We start from the raw sequence: 14,513 nt of genomic DNA on the forward strand, positions 1-14,513 counted from the left end.
AACTGCCAAGTGACCGCGGTGCTCCTGACGTCAGGCGCGCCTATGTAGGCGAGCCGTCGATTACGCCCGAACACCTTCGCTGTGCGTGCAATCAGGGAACTGATTGCATCCGTGAAACACCGTCCCGTTCCTGTTGCGCTTCCCGACCATCTGGCCCACCAGACAAACGGGGCATTGACGCAAGACAGCGCCTTCGATCGTCTCGTAGCGCACCTCATCCCCGGCTATCTCGCAAAGTTCCCGGATATAGCGGGACGGCTGGCGGCTGTTGGTGATGAGATATACGCCCCGGCTGGCGCGCGTGAGCGCGACGTAGAACAGGCGTCGTTCTTCAGCATAGGCGAAGGTTTCAGGCTGGGGAATGACCAGGTTGAGCAGTTCATCGTCCTCGATGCGGCTCGGCACGCCATAATCGCCTTCACTCACATCAAGCAGAACCGTGTAGTCCGCCTCAAGCCCTTTGGCCCGGTGAAAGGACTGGCCCAAAACCTCGATATTGGCGAAGGAGGGTGGGATCCCGCCGAACGGATCGAGCAGATTGTACCGCCATAGAACCAGCACTTTGAGTTTGGCGTCTGGTTCGCTGCGCCACTGCTCGGCGATGCTCCCCAGGGCGATGTCGAGCCGTTCGAGAAGACGATGGCAAGCCTGGGCGAATTCGGGCCTGCCGCGTTCGTCATCAATGGGAATGACCCGAATTGACCGCGGAATGGCAGGCCGTGTCGAACGAACCGATTTCGTGATCTGTTCGGGATTACGCTGGACGAATGTCGCGGCCGTCTCGGCAATGAGCTGATTGCAGCGATAGGTCTGTTCCAGGCGTCCCTGCCAGCTTGCCCCGAAATTGGCCTCGAACTGCGTGAAGATCGTGATGTCCGATCCGGCAAAGCGATAGATCGACTGCCAGTCGTCTCCGACTGCGAACACTTTGCTGAACGCCTTCTGCTGCTTGAGCGCCTTGATGAGGTTGGCGCGCGGCTCGGAAATGTCCTGAAACTCGTCGACGAGGATCAGGGAATAGGGACTCTGATATTGCCCGGTCTCGACCAGCCGGACCGCGTCGGCGATCATTGAATCGAAGTCGATCCGCCGGGATTCTTCGAGTTTTTGCGAATAGCCCTTCGTGATCATCCACACGACGCGCGCATAGAGCTTCGCGCGCTGCTTGTCGTGCAGGGTCTTGGCGCGCTCGAGCAGCATATCGAGCGTCAGATGGCTGGCGCGAATATGCTTGATGCAGGTGGATATGAGCTTGTGATAGTGCTTGATGACCACAGGCTCGATCGCCTCGGTGATTTCGGCATAGCTCTTGCGCTCGAAAGGAACCGCGCGCCGCGCCAGTTCTGCCTCAAGTGTGCTGAGCAGGGTCTCGTCGCTGGCCTGGGCTGAAGTCGTCTCGAAGAAATCGATCTCTTTGCGGCGATAGGCCTGACGTTTGCTCTCGGCGTGCTGGACATAATCCGTAAAGGGTGAGGTCCCATCGGCGTTGAGCGCGAAATGCTCATGTACCGTGTCGGTCAGCGGATAGTAGAAGTCGGGATGCAGATGGCGGACCGTCCCGTCATCGTCCTCGACCGCAATCTGCCGTTCATAATCGAATGCGACGGAATGCAGCCAGAGCCAGTTGACGACCTTCTGCTCCTGCAGCGATTTGACGATTACGCCGGCAAGCGAGCCAATTGTGGCCTCGCCCTTCCTGAGACGGTCCGACACATAGCGACGGTAGTCAGCCTCCGTGTCGAAGACCTCGTCCGGGATGTCCGCTTTGGGATGCACCACGAGCAGGTCGCACCACAATCGCGCGAATTCCGGATCGGTCTCGACAAGGCTCTGGATGATCTCTTCGATGACCCTGGCTTCGCCGGCGGGATGATCCACCCAGTTGGCAAGCTGGGGCGGGCGCCCCTCGACGTCCTCGATGATGCCGCGTCCAAGCGCATGAAACGTCGTGACGCGGCATTTCAGCGCGCTTTCCTCGACCTGTAGCTGTCGTGCGATCCTGGTCCTGAGTTCATCGGCTGCGCTCTTATTGAAGGCCAGAAGCAGGATATCATCGGGCCGGTAGAGCTGCTTTTCCAGGACATAGGCCACCTTGCCGACCATGGTCGCGGATTTGCCCGACCCGGCCGAGGCGACGAGCAGATTGTTATCCTCCAGACGGATACAGGCTTCGCGTTGCTGATCGGAAAAGGAGCGCCCGTCGAGATCGTCGAAAAATGGCTGGAATTTGCGCAACTCCGCGGCAACGAACGCTTCATTATAGGCGTGGCGAACGCCCGGATCGGTCAGCATGGCGAACGAAGCCGGCAGGGAGGCCTTGAGCCCGGCCGGCATCAATTGTGGATCCAGAAGCGGGTGAGAAAGTGCGGCAGCGGCGCTGCCGGGCACGCTGGCGATGGCCCGGCCGAGATCGGCCTGCGCGAGATACTGTCTGCTGCCTTCGGTGATCTCCCGAAGCCTGGCATCCACATCGAGCAAATGATCCGTCTCTGTGCCGATGAGGTCGAAGAGATGGGTGTTGATGAACGCATGAAGGTCTGCGGCCAGTTGCTCGGACGCGTCCCCCGACAGACCCGACAGATTGTCCGTTCTGCCGCGTGCGCGGATTTCGACGGTATGCCACAGCAGCGCCTTGCTGGTCGAAATCGACACGATATCGAGGCAGCTGAGATCAACATCGCCACCCTGGCTCAGCCGAATGTGCCCCGACAGCCTGGGGTCCAGGGTCAGCTTCCATTTTCCGGAAGGAAACATCCGCGCAAGGAAACCAGGGCGGTATGTGCGCCCACGGCCAGATAGCAATTTACTCAGTGCCACATTCGATATGTCCAGTAAATCAGGGCTCCCAAGGAGCTGATTATCATCAACATATTGAGATGTTCCAAATCATCGCGGGCAACAGCAATCAAATGTTCGCGGCCACAGTTCTGTCCCGGGGTCTCGGGTCATCCTGGCATACGCCAGTCAGTGAGCTGCTTCGATTGTGTGTCAGAACATCGTCAGGCTGCGGTCCCACGCGTCATATTGGTTGTGAGTTGATAGACGCCGCTTGGAGGTGAGCAAATGGTTCGAGATTGTTCACAAGCCCTTGCGAGCCCTAGTGTGTTATGCATGGTAAGCTGGCGGCTGAACGAGATCACCGCCGAGCAGGTGGGCGCCGGGACCACTCTCGAGGTTTACATCGCCGTTCCGCCGGCGCTGGAGTGGAACGGGCTCCCGGCCAACGGCCGCCGGCCTCGAGGCAGAGCTCGTCGAGATGATCCGACCGCCTTGGAACAAGATGGGGGTAGAGGCATGATGAAGCGTTGGCAGCGTGTCTCCATGGACGCGAGCGCCGAGGACGGGATCACGATCATCGCATCACGCGCGGCCGCAAGGGCGACGGCATGGCGATGGCAGAAGTGCAGCAGCTTCTTGGTGCCATAAGAGGCTGGACGGCTGACCCAGCGCCGGGGCCTTTTAGAGCTGGGGCCGTTCGGGCAGCCCGGGCGAGGCGGTCGCCGTCTCGCCAATGGTCGGGAGCTGGCCCTGAACCGGTGCAGTGCTAGTGCAAACGTCCCGCCTTCTCAGAAGCCCAACTCCATCGCGGGCATACGAAAAGTCATCGAGGACGCCCTGCGATCGGCAGGGTTGATGCACTAGCGTCGCCGAAACAACACCACTTTCAGGACCACCTTATGGTCAGCAAAAATTCGATATCGTGCCAAGCCTGTAGGTCTGGCATGGATTTCGTCCAGGTTCGGCAGGTGCCAGCAAGACATTTGTTGCCTTTTCGAGAATGATCGGCATTCTCGCCACGGATTCGGCAGGCCGGGCTTGGCCGGACCATCCGGACGATTTCTTTCAAGACCGTTGGTGAACTGAGGGAAGCTCTTGGCGGGCGATTTGGACACGAAGCGTTGGAAGAGCTATGTCCGTGTGGAACTGGGCGGGCGCGACAATAGGATCAATATCCCTTCCACCCGAGCGGCGGCCGAGTGTCTTCTGCGCAGCTGGCCGACGGAGTGGGGGCCGCGCCACAAGCAGGCCCGCGAAGCCTGCATCGCGGTCCTGAAGGGCGAGCAGCCGCCCGAATTTGCGCGGCAGGCTTTCGTCGAGGCCGCCCGCGAGGCCGGAATACTGGTCGTGGGCGTTTTTCCCGGCTGACGCGTCGAACGAAGCGTTCGCGAGGCAATCGCACGTCGATAGCGAGGGCTAAACGTCTTGGAACCTGCGCAAGCGTAGTGGCTGAGCTTGAAATATGCGAACTCGGCATAGGCGTTGCCGCATATCGGCCCGAGCTCCTATGGCTCGGAGAGCGGCATCGAAGGCCTCGACGCCTATCTGAGGACGAATTTCGTGGCCGAGATGTGAGGCCCTCGCCGCGCCAGGCTGCCTTTCGCGGAGGATCGCGACGACCAATGGCTGCACGCCTTTCAGGCATAGTGCGATGCCGCCATTGGCCCCTTGAACGGTCAAGTCGGACACGCGTAACATCGCCATCTGAATTGAGTCTGCTTCATTCGTCCGGGCTAATGTCCGGATTGGTCTGGGTATTTCCCTTGCGTATGGATGCAACCAGCGGCGCGGCGAAGCGCGGCAAATCGTTTGTCCATGTGGCGGAAGCCTCCTGGGGCAAAGGCCTCAGCACCCTGCTGCGTATCGTGCGAATGACGCTGCGCCATCCCTGGCAAGTCGCCATCACCATCGTTTCGACCTTCATTGCCGCGACACTGCAGCTTTTCATTCCACGCTTGCTGGGACGCGCCATCGACCAGGCGCAGGGCGTCTTGACTGCTGGTGCTGGTCCTGCGGCAGAGCACGCGCTGTGGAACACGGCGCTCACGCTGCTCGTCGTCAGTATCCTGCGCGGCCTCTTCACTATGGCGCAGAATTACTATGGCGAGGCCGTCGGCCACCGGACCGGCTATGAACTGCGGCTGGCTTTCTATGAGAAGATCCAGCGCCTGAGCTTCTCCTTCCATGACCGGGTCCATACCGGCGATCTCATCACGCTCGGCCTGCTCGATCTCGACGGCGTGCGCATGTTCTTCTCCACCGGCATCCTGCGCGTCGTGCTGCTCGGCGTGCTGATCGGCGTCGGCGCTTATCTGCTGATCAGCACCGATCTCGTGCTCGGGCTGCTCAGCCTGAGCTTTGTGCCGTTCGTCGCTTGGCGGTCCTCGGTCACGCAGCTGGCGCTGCGCAGCACCTGGCTGACGTTGCAAGAGCGGCTGTCGGTGCTGAGCCGGGTGATGGATGAGAACCTCGGTGGCATCCGTGTCGTGCGTGCTTTTGCGGCGCAGCGGCATGAGCTGGAAAAGTTCGACCGCGCCAAGCAGGATGCGCTGGACCTCGCCAACCAGCGCGTCGGCATCCGCGTCAGCAATACCAGCGCCATGAACTTCTCGTTCCTCGCCGCCATGGGCTTGGTGCTCTGGTTCGGCGGCCAGAAGGTGATTGCGGGCCAGATCAGCGTCGGCACGCTGGCCCAGTTCCTCACCTTCATGACCATCTTGCAGATGCCAGTGCGCCAGCTCGGCCTGATGGTCAATTCATTCGCCCGCGCTTCGACCTGCGGCACGCGTCTGTTCGAACTGCTGGACACCGAACTCGATATCGAGGACGCGCCCGACGCCAGGGATCTTGTCGTCACTGACGGTGTGCTGCGCTTCGACAATGTCGGCTTCCGCTACGCGGGCGCTGGCCGCCCGACGCTATCCGGGATCTCCTTCGAGGCAAGATCCGGGCAAACCATCGGCATTGTCGGTCCGCCCGGCAGCGGCAAGTCGACCATCGCGCACCTGATCCCGCGCTTCTACGATGTGACGTCAGGTGCCATCACCATCGATGGCCAGGACATCAGCAAGGTCACGCTGCAATCGCTGCGCAAGGCGGTCGGCGTGGTGCAGCAGGACGCATTCCTGTTCACCACCTCGATCGAGAACAACATCGCCTACGGCAATCCATGGGCGCGCGAGACCCGCATCGGGCAAGCCGCCGAGTATGCCCAATTGCACAACTACATCATCGGGCTTCCCGCCGGCTACACCACAGTCGTTGGCGAACGCGGCGCGTCGCTTTCCGGCGGCCAGCGCCAGCGCCTGACCATCGCCCGCAGCCTGATGCTGCGGCCATCGGTGCTGGTCTTCGACGATTCAACTGCTGCCATCGACGCCGGCACCGAGCAGCGGATCCGGGCAGCGATGAAACGCTTCGCCAAGGACCGCGTGACGCTCATCATCTCGCACCGGCTGAGTTCACTGATGCATGCCGACCAGATCCTGTTCGTGGAGGGCGGCCGGATCGTCGAGCGCGGCACGCATGAGGAACTGCTGGCGCTCGGCGGACGCTACCGCGCCCTATACGACCTGCAGCTGCGGTCGGACGATGACCGACCCGTTGTAACGGGAGCCGCGTGATGTCGACAAATAGCGGCGACGAGAAGGAAGACACCAGCGGGCGGCCGAAAAAGGCGGTCGTCGGCTCGCACCGGGACGAGGAAGAAGTCTTCGGCAAGGCCTATGATCCGCGCATCGTGCGGCGCATCTGGAGTTTCGTGAAACCGTATCGGGGCCGGATTTTTATCTCGGTCGCCGCGGTCCTGGTGTTCACGCTGACGCAGCTGGCGATCCCGCTGGTCATCCGCTACGCCATCGACCACGGCATGGCGGCGGGCAGGCTCGACCGGTGGGTGATGATCTGGGCTATGGGCGCCTTCGCGACGATCATCCTCATCAACTACGGCGCCAGCTATGTGCAGGAGAGCGTCGTCGGCAAGGTGGCCGAAAATGTGCTCTCCGACCTGCGCCGCGCCATGTTCAGCCACCTGCAGCGGGTCTCGCTGGGCTTCATGGACAAGACCGAGGTCGGCCGGCTGATGTCGCGCCTGCAGGGCGACGTGAATTCAATGCAGGAATTCCTTGAAACGTCGGTGATGTCGGTGGGCGACATCGTGCTGTTGTTCGGCATCGTCAGCGTCCTGCTCTGGCTCGATTTCCGGCTCGGTCTGCTGACGCTGTCGACCATGCCGGTGCTGTTCATCGTGCGCGTGTTCTGGCTGCCGCGCGCCAAGGTCGCCTTCATGGCGGCGCATGAAACCAACTCGATCGCCAACGGTGCGCTGGCTGAAGGCATCCATGGCGTGCGCACGGTACAGAGCCTGGAACGCCAGCATGTCAATTTCGATCTTTATGACGAGAAGGTGCTGGCCAATCTCAATGCCCATCTGAGGTCGGCCAGGTATGCGCAGGTGATGGTGCCGATCGTCGACACGCTGACCGGGTTCGCCATGGCGACAGTCATCGTCGTGGGCGGCTCGATGGTGTTGTCGCACAGCCTCGACGTCGGCGTCATGGTGGCGTTCCTGTTCTACATCCAGCGCTTCTTCGACCCGATCCGCTCGCTCACCATGCAGTACAGCGTGATGCAGCGCGCCATGGCTTCGGGCCAGCGCATCTCCGAAGTGCTCGACGTGCCGGTGGACGTCAGCGACAAGGACAATGCTGTTAAGCTGTCGCGCGACATGGACGGCTCGGTCGAGTTCAGGAACGTCACCTTCGGCTACCGGCAGAACCTGCCGGTGCTGAAGAACGTCTCCTTCCGCGTCAATCCGGGCGAGACCGTAGCACTTGTCGGCCCGACCGGATCGGGCAAGTCCAGTTCGATGGCGCTGGTGCACCGCTTCTACGATGTCTGGTCGGGTCAGGTCCTGGTCGGCGGGCACGATGTGCGCGACCTGACACAGGATTCGCTCGGAGAGCAGGTGGCAATGGTGCTGCAGGAGCCGTTCCTGTTCTCAGGAACGGTGCTGGAGAACATCCGCTATCATAAAACCGGCGCCAGCCGCGAGGAGGTGGTCCGCGCCGCACTGGCCGTCGGCGCGCACGACTTCATCGAGAACTTGCCCGATGGCTACGACACCGAACTCGAGCAGCGTGGCGGTAATCTCTCGCTCGGCCAGCGCCAGCTGATCAGTTTCGCGCGGGCGCTGGTCGCCGACGCCAAGATTCTTGTGCTCGACGAAGCCACGGCCAGCATCGATTCCTATACCGAGATGCTGATCCAGAAGGCGCTGATAAAACTGCTGGATGGCCGGACAGGGCTGGTTATTGCCCACCGGCTGGCCACGATCCGCGGCGCCGACCGCATCATCGTCCTGCAGAACGGCGAGATCGTCGAAAGCGGCAACCACGAACAGCTGATGGAAAGAAAGGGTCTCTACGCGCGCCTCTACAATATGAACTACGCGTCGTTCGACGATGTTTCCGAGGAAGAGATGGGGATGGAATCAGCGGTCGGCAAAGCGACGTGATCGAGACTGGCAGAACCTGGTCACGGCGAATCCGGGGGACCGTCCTTCCGACGAGACCAAAAGATTCTGTCGGGACAGCACGCTCGTCGTGCCGACAAGCGGCGGCCGGTTGGGGTCGATCGGCAACGAAGTGCCGATCTCGTGGATAAAGTCGGGAGCGCAACCAGCCGTCTTCGTGAAAGAAGCGTATAGACGATAGCCTCCGGTGGTCCAGAAACCCAGGGGCGGTTCACTGGCCAATTCTAGACTTTCGAATTGCATAGGCTCGTTCAGATCAAGCAACGTCGCCCTTGTTCAATGCAGGCCGAACTCGCGCAGCAGCGCCTCGCGGTGGCGCACGAACCGGGCTTCGCTGCGGTCGCGCGGGCGCGGCAGCTCGATGTCGATCAGCCGCGCGGCGGCACCCTTCTCCCTGGGCAGGATGAGCACTCGGTCTCCGAGGTAGACGGCCTCCTCGAGGTCGTGGGTGACCATGATCATGGTGACGTTCTCCTCGCGCCAGATGCGGGCGAGTTCCTCCTGCATGGTGATCTTGGTCATGGCATCGAGCGCGCCGAGCGGCTCGTCGAGCAACAGGATCTCGGGCTGGACAGTCAGTGCGCGGGCGATGCCGACACGCTGCGCCATGCCGCCGGAGAGCTGGCGCGGATAGGCGTCGGCGAAGTCGCCGAGGCCCACCAGGCGGATGCAGCCGCGCGCCCGCTCCTCGGCCTCCGCCTTGGGCGCGCCGCGCACCTCCAGGCCGAAGACGACGTTGCCGAGCACGGTGAGCCAGGGCAGCAGGCGAGGCTCCTGGAAGATAACCGCGCGCTCGGCGCCGACGCCGCTGACCGGCGCGCCATCGATCAGCACGCGGCCGCCGTCGGCCTGTTCCAGGCCGGCCAGCACGCGCAGCAGCGTGGTCTTGCCCGAGCCGCTGGCGCCGACGATGACCAGGCATTCGCCGGGGCGCACGTCGAGGCTGAGGCCCTTCAGCACATTGAGCGAGCGGCCGTTTATGGCGAAGGATTTGGAGAGGTCCCGGATCGAAACCTCGCCTCGGCTTGCGGTTTGCTGGATGCCCATGTTCGCCTCAGTTCGACTTGGCGGCGGCGTTGGGATCGAACAGGATGTCGGCGACCTTGAGCTTGCCTTCGGGCAGGCTGCCCTCGCGCTCCAGGACACCAATCCAGAATTCGAGATCGCGCGGCACGGCTTGCGCGCCTGCGCGCAGGCCGAAGCCGCGCCAGTGCTTCGCCAGATCCGCGTTCTCTCCGCGCTCGGTGAAGATCTTCGCCAGCAGGGCGCGAGCTTCCTCCGGATGCTCGCGCGACCAGTCGGCAGCGCGGACCGACTGCTCAACGAAGTTGCGCGCGGCCTCCGGATGCGCCTCGACGAAGTCGCGGCGCAGCACGGTGAAGCCGCCGGCGATCTCGCCCAGCACGTCGGTGTCGTCGAAGATGACGCGCACGCCACCATTGGCCTTCAACGGGCCCTCGAAGGTGGACTGCCAGTAGCCGACGCCGGCGATGTCGACCTGATGGGAGCGCAGCGTCTGCTCGAGCTGCGGGCCGGGCACGACGATCAGGTTGGCCGCATTCTCCGGCAAGTCGTTCTGGTGCAGCGCCTCGCGCACGGTGTAGTCGAGATGAGCGCCGAGCGTATTGACCGAAATCGATTTGCCGACAATGTCCTTGATCGATTTGATCGGGCTGTCCTTCAGCACATAGAAGGAGCTCTGGACCCGATCGTCAATGCCGTTCGACGGGTAGGCGGCGACGAAGTCGTTGCCGCCGGCGATGGAGTTGAGCACAGCCGCCGTGGCGGCGCCGCCGATGTCGACGCTGCCGCCGGCTAACGCGAAGAGCGAGGCCGGTCCGCCCTGGGCGTAGCCGACGTTTTCAAGCTCGATGCCGAGGTCCTTGAAGTAGCCGAGCTCTTGGGCGAGCTCGTGCGGGGAGATGCCGCCCTGACTCGCGAGGTAGCGCAGCTTGACCGGATCGGCCGCGCTCGCCGGCAAGGTGACGCCGAAGGTCGAGGCGAGCAGGCCGGCGGCGACGACGGCACCGATTTTCGGGAAGCGGAACGAGAATGTCATGGTCTTGGGTCCCTTGGGTTCTGATGCGTTGATGGTTTCGGGGGGTATGGGCAGGCGAGAGGTGCGAGCCGCCGGTGCGTTTCAGCCGATCGCCTCGCTCCAGCGGCAGAGCCGCCGTTGCAGCAAGACCAGCGCGTAGTTGGCGATCAGGCCGAGCGCTGCGAGCAGCAGGATCGCCGCGAACATCAGCGGGATCTGGAAGTTGTACTGTGCGTTCATGACCTGGAAGCCTACGCCCTTGTTGGCGCCGATCATCTCGGAGGCGATGAGGAGCAGGAGCGCCGTCGTGGCGGAGAGCCGGAGCCCCACGAAGATGGAGGGCACCGAACCCGGCAGCACGACGCGGCGGAAGACGGTGAGCCTGGACGCGCCGTAAACCCGCGCCATCTCGATGAGTCTTTTGTCCACCTCCTTAACGCCGCCGATCGTGTTGAGCAGCAGCGGGAACAGCGTCGCCCAGAAAATCACGAAAATCTTCGACGCCTCGCCGAGGCCGAGCAGCAGGATGAACACTGGATAGAGCGCCAGCGCCGATGTCTGGCGGAAGACCTGCAGGATCGGGTCGAGCGCGCGCTCGACGGCCCGGACCTGGCCCATGAACAGGCCGAGCGGGATGGCGACCAGCACCGCCGCGACAAAGGCCGTGCCGGAGCGCTGCAGGCTGATGGCAATGTCATCGAGCAGCGCGCCGCCGGCGAGACCGTCCCAAAGCGCGGCGACAATGGTGTTCAGCGGCGGGAATACCGCCGCGTTGATCCAGCCGGCGCTGCTGGCGATCTGCCACAAGGCCAGGAAGCCAAGCAGCACGCCGTAGCGCGAGAGGAAGGCGCCGGCGGCGGCGGGAGCGCTGCGCGCGAGGCCGGCGGCAAAGCCGGGTTCTTCGGGGTCGCGGCCGAGGAGGAACGGCCGCTCAATCTGCTGCAAACTCATGGTCGTGTCCTTTGCTGACGGCGGGTCATTCGGCGGCCGGCGCAAGCGCGCGGGCGGCGGTCCAGGGATTTTCGGGGCGCGGCAGGCCGAGGTTTTCGCGCAGCGTGCGGCCCTCATAGGCAGTGCGGAACAGGCCGCGCTTTTGCAATTCGGGGATGACCAGCTCGACGAAATCGTCGAGCGCGCCGGGCAACCAAGGCGGCAGGATGTTGAAGCCGTCGGCGGCCTCGTTGCGGAACCATTCCTCGAGCTGGTCGGCGACCTGCACCGCGCTGCCGATCACCGTGTAGTGGCCGCGCGCTGTAGCGATCCACTGATAGAGCTGGCGAATGGTGAAGTTATGCTCGTCGGCGATTTGGCGGATCAGCGCCTGGCGGCTTTTCATGCCCTCGGTCTCGCGGCTCGGCGGCAGCGGCCCGTCAAGCGGATAGCCTCGGATGTCGAGCGTCTGGCCGGCAAGGCCGTTGAGCAGCGCGACGCCGTCATCGGGCAGGATCAGGTCGGTGAGCTGTCGGTATTTTTCGCGCGCCTCGTCCTCGGTGCGGCCGACGAAGGGCGCGACGCCGGGCATGATCAGCACATGGTCGGGATTGCGCCCGGCCGCCCGGACCCGCTTCTTGATGTCGCGGTAGAATTCCTGCGCCGAGGCGAGGTTCTGGTGCGCGGTGAAGATGACTTCCGCCGAGGCGGCCGCCAGCCCGCGTCCGTCCTCGGACTGGCCGGCCTGAACCACGACCGGATGGCCCTGCGGTGGACGCGGCACGTTGAGCGGGCCCTTGACGCTGAAATGCTTGCCGCGATGGTCGATGTCGTGGACCTTGCCGGTGTCGTAGAACCGCCCGCTCGCCTTGTCGCGAATGAAGGCGTCGTCCTCCCAGCTGTCCCACAGCGCCTTGACCACCTCGACATGCTCGTGGGCGCGGGCGTAGCGGTCGGCGTGGTCGGGCTGGGTGTCGCGGTTGAAGTTCCTCGCCGTGTCGTCGCCGGCCGAGGTGACCACGTTCCAGCCGGCGCGGCCCCCGGTCAGCAGGTCCAGCGAGGCGAATTTGCGGGCAAGCGTGTAGGGCTCCTCGTAGGTGGTCGAGGCGGTTGCGATGAAGCCGATGTGGCTGGTCAGCGGGGCGAGCGCGGCAAACAAGGTGACCGGCTCGAAGCCGGCGATCTTGGCGTTGCCGCCCTCGCGGCCGCCGAGGCCGACCGACAGGTTGTCGGCGAGGAAGTAGGCATCGAACAGGCCGCGCTCGGCGGTCTGGGCGAGTTGTTTGTGGAACTCGAAGTTGGTGGCGCCGTCAGCCGGCGCCTCCGGATGGCGCCAGGCGGCGATGTGCTGGCCGCCGCCCGGGAGGAAGGCGCCGAGCTTGATCTGTTTCGACTTGCGATGGCTGGTCATGGGATTCTCCGTGGATTTTCGGGCGCACGCCACCGGTCCCGCGCCGGGCAGGCGCGGGCCGTCAGTGCTTTTGTTAATGCGGCCGGCTAGGCGGCCAGGCTGACGCTTTCAGTTCCGCCGATGGCCCGACACGCCTCGGCGACAGCCTGCTGCGCCCGGGCGCGGATCGCCTCCGAGACAAGCACGCCGTCCGAAAAATCGCGGTCGGAGGCGTAGATGGCGGTCGGCATTGTCAGCGCCTCGAAGAAGCCGAACAGCGGGCGAAGCTGGTGCTCGACGATGAGCGAATGGCGCTCGCCGCCGCCGGTGGCGGCGAGGATCACCGGTTTGCCCCGCAACGCAGACGGGTCGAGCAGGTCGAAGAAGTGCTTGAACAGGCCGGTGTAGCTGCCCTTGTAGGTGGGCGAGCCAACCACAAGGACATCGGCATCGCCGAGCCGATCAAGGAGGTTTCGGGCGGCCGGATCGAGTTCGCCCAGCCGCCGGGCCTGGCCGAGCGAGGGGCCAAGATCCTGGATGTCGAATGTGGCCGAGGCCGCGCCTATGCGTGACGCGACCTGCCCGGCTATGTGTTCCACGAAGGTCCGGGTTTTTGAGGGGCGAGTTATGTTGCCCGATATTCCCAAAACGAGCTTTGCTGACATCCCATTCTCCTTGATCCGCGACTGCTGAGTAACGCTACTAATTTTGTAGAATTAGGAGAGGGAGAGGATTTCAATTGTCATCGGATATGAGGATCAGGTTTTCATATTCGTGCGTGATTGGTCATTTTGAGGCGGCTGCGGGTGGCGAAGGGCCGCCATCATCAACCACAAGCAAAAGATCGAAGGGATCTCTCGGCATTGTAGCGCTCGCAGAATGTCTCGAAGATGGGCTTGAATTCCGCTTTGGTGGCAGAAAGTGATTTCACCCATCTTCATGTTTGCCAATCCGTCTCAGCCTCTGTCGCGGTACTCTTTTGATCGGGCCGTCACCGGTCGCTTCCATTCGCTACGCCGCCTTCTTCTCGCGGTCGTCCTGCAATCGATCAAAGGCGTTGCGGATTGCCAGCGACAGATTGAGCTGAACGACGGTCACCGCATCCTTGCGCCCGTCGATATATTCGCGCTCAAGCCGCCGCATTTTCTCCGCAGACTTTGGGTCGATCTGAAAGTCGAGACTATCAACCTCCTCATGAATGGGAACGATGCGCGCGGAAGGCCCTCGTCCGATGATCCGGTAGTCAGGGCTCGCCGGAAGTCCCTCTCCCGAAGCCGGAGAGAAAATCTTGATCTTCTCCAGCCCCAGCATATGTGTCAGGACGAACGCGTGGTCCGCAATGTCGATGATGCAATCGCCTCGGATTGCGATCCCGCGCCGATAAATCGTCGATCGGTTGCGCAGCAGATAGTGCAGCCAATAGTCCTGCTCGAAATCGAGTGGCAGGTCCTTGGGCATCTCGCCCCAGGGCAAACCCTTGTTCGGGTTCAACTCGCTCCGGACATAGGCGTTGAGATTCGACGGCAGCCTGCCATGGCTCGCGCCATAGTCGTCCGCGAATGCGGCCGCCAAGCGGGCCGATACCAACAGCTCAAATCCGGCGAGATGAAGCGCGCCGATCAACGCGGCATGCGCGACGCCAGCGCTGTCATATGTGCGATGGCCAGCTTTTCCGGAGCCATCGCTCGTTGGCCGAGGGGCAAGCCCCTGATCCACCAGCAACGCGAAGTTTCGGGGCGGCAGACCCGCAGCGATGGCGACTTCACGAGAGGTGAAAACTTCCGCGGCGGTGCGTCCAGGGCGAGCCATGATTCAAAAACTCCCAGCTAGTGTCAGTTAATAAC

At 63.0% G+C, this 14,513-nt stretch carries 10 protein-coding genes; 3 read left to right on the forward strand and 7 right to left on the reverse strand.

The window, feature by feature from the left end:
- Positions 1-60: 60 nt before the first annotated feature.
- The gene (locus JG739_RS32195; protein ID WP_202367817.1) at positions 61-2,754 is read right to left on the reverse strand and encodes a UvrD-helicase domain-containing protein; all 2,694 of its coding nucleotides are present in this window, start codon (positions 2,752-2,754) and stop codon (positions 61-63) included.
- 1,131 nt (positions 2,755-3,885) lie between these two features.
- Between JG739_RS32195 and JG739_RS32200 the strand changes: the two genes are divergently transcribed.
- From JG739_RS32200 to JG739_RS32210, 3 genes are all read left to right on the forward strand, one after another.
- A complete protein-coding gene (locus tag JG739_RS32200) occupies positions 3,886-4,146 on the forward strand; it encodes a DUF982 domain-containing protein (RefSeq protein WP_202367818.1) in 261 nt (86 codons plus the stop codon).
- A gap of 401 nt (positions 4,147-4,547) precedes the next feature.
- A complete protein-coding gene (locus tag JG739_RS32205) occupies positions 4,548-6,401 on the forward strand; it encodes an ABC transporter ATP-binding protein (protein ID WP_244750025.1) in 1,854 nt (617 codons plus the stop codon).
- Positions 6,401-8,293 (forward strand): ABC transporter ATP-binding protein, encoded by a 1,893-nt coding sequence (locus JG739_RS32210; RefSeq protein WP_202367820.1) that lies wholly within the window; start codon positions 6,401-6,403, stop codon positions 8,291-8,293. Before JG739_RS32205 ends, JG739_RS32210 begins: the two co-directional genes overlap by 1 nt.
- Positions 8,294-8,587: 294 nt before the next feature.
- On the opposite strand, the gene JG739_RS32215 is transcribed toward JG739_RS32210, so the two are convergent.
- From JG739_RS32215 to JG739_RS32240, 6 genes are all read right to left on the reverse strand, one after another.
- Positions 8,588-9,358, reverse strand: a complete 771-nt coding sequence (locus tag JG739_RS32215) for an ABC transporter ATP-binding protein (RefSeq protein ID WP_202367821.1) — start codon at positions 9,356-9,358, stop codon at positions 8,588-8,590.
- A gap of 7 nt (positions 9,359-9,365) precedes the next feature.
- Entirely contained in the window at positions 9,366-10,370 is a 1,005-nt protein-coding gene (locus JG739_RS32220) for an ABC transporter substrate-binding protein (protein ID WP_202367822.1), read from the reverse strand.
- 81 nt (positions 10,371-10,451) lie between these two features.
- On the reverse strand, positions 10,452-11,300 hold the full coding sequence (locus JG739_RS32225; RefSeq protein ID WP_202367823.1) for an ABC transporter permease: 849 nt from the start codon (positions 11,298-11,300) through the stop codon (positions 10,452-10,454).
- Between the two features lie 25 nt (positions 11,301-11,325).
- Positions 11,326-12,690 (reverse strand): LLM class flavin-dependent oxidoreductase, encoded by a 1,365-nt coding sequence (locus JG739_RS32230; RefSeq protein ID WP_202367824.1) that lies wholly within the window; start codon positions 12,688-12,690, stop codon positions 11,326-11,328.
- Positions 12,691-12,776: 86 nt separating this feature from the next.
- A complete protein-coding gene (gene msuE / locus JG739_RS32235) occupies positions 12,777-13,334 on the reverse strand; it encodes an FMN reductase (protein WP_202367825.1) in 558 nt (185 codons plus the stop codon).
- 346 nt (positions 13,335-13,680) lie between these two features.
- On the reverse strand, positions 13,681-14,478 hold the full coding sequence (locus JG739_RS32240; protein WP_202367826.1) for a hypothetical protein: 798 nt from the start codon (positions 14,476-14,478) through the stop codon (positions 13,681-13,683).
- Between the last annotated feature and the right edge of the window lie 35 nt (positions 14,479-14,513).

It is taken from the genome of Mesorhizobium sp. L-2-11 (assembly GCF_016756595.1).
GTDB lineage: Bacteria > Pseudomonadota > Alphaproteobacteria > Rhizobiales > Rhizobiaceae > Mesorhizobium.

What these genes read in the sequence shown, in the direction of transcription:
- JG739_RS32195 (WP_202367817.1), bottom strand. Translation starts at nt 2,754, where the DNA reads ATGTTTCCTTCCGGAAAATGGAAGCTGACCCTGGACCCCAGGCTGTCG.
- JG739_RS32240 (WP_202367826.1), bottom strand. Translation starts at nt 14,478, where the DNA reads ATGGCTCGCCCTGGACGCACCGCCGCGGAAGTTTTCACCTCTCGTGAA.
- JG739_RS32205 (WP_244750025.1), top strand. Translation starts at nt 4,548, where the DNA reads ATGGATGCAACCAGCGGCGCGGCGAAGCGCGGCAAATCGTTTGTCCAT.
- JG739_RS32215 (WP_202367821.1), bottom strand. Translation starts at nt 9,358, where the DNA reads ATGGGCATCCAGCAAACCGCAAGCCGAGGCGAGGTTTCGATCCGGGAC.
- JG739_RS32230 (WP_202367824.1), bottom strand. Translation starts at nt 12,690, where the DNA reads ATGACCAGCCATCGCAAGTCGAAACAGATCAAGCTCGGCGCCTTCCTC.
- JG739_RS32220 (WP_202367822.1), bottom strand. Translation starts at nt 10,370, where the DNA reads ATGACATTCTCGTTCCGCTTCCCGAAAATCGGTGCCGTCGTCGCCGCC.
- JG739_RS32225 (WP_202367823.1), bottom strand. Translation starts at nt 11,300, where the DNA reads ATGAGTTTGCAGCAGATTGAGCGGCCGTTCCTCCTCGGCCGCGACCCC.
- msuE (WP_202367825.1), bottom strand. Translation starts at nt 13,334, where the DNA reads ATGTCAGCAAAGCTCGTTTTGGGAATATCGGGCAACATAACTCGCCCC.
- JG739_RS32210 (WP_202367820.1), top strand. Translation starts at nt 6,401, where the DNA reads ATGTCGACAAATAGCGGCGACGAGAAGGAAGACACCAGCGGGCGGCCG.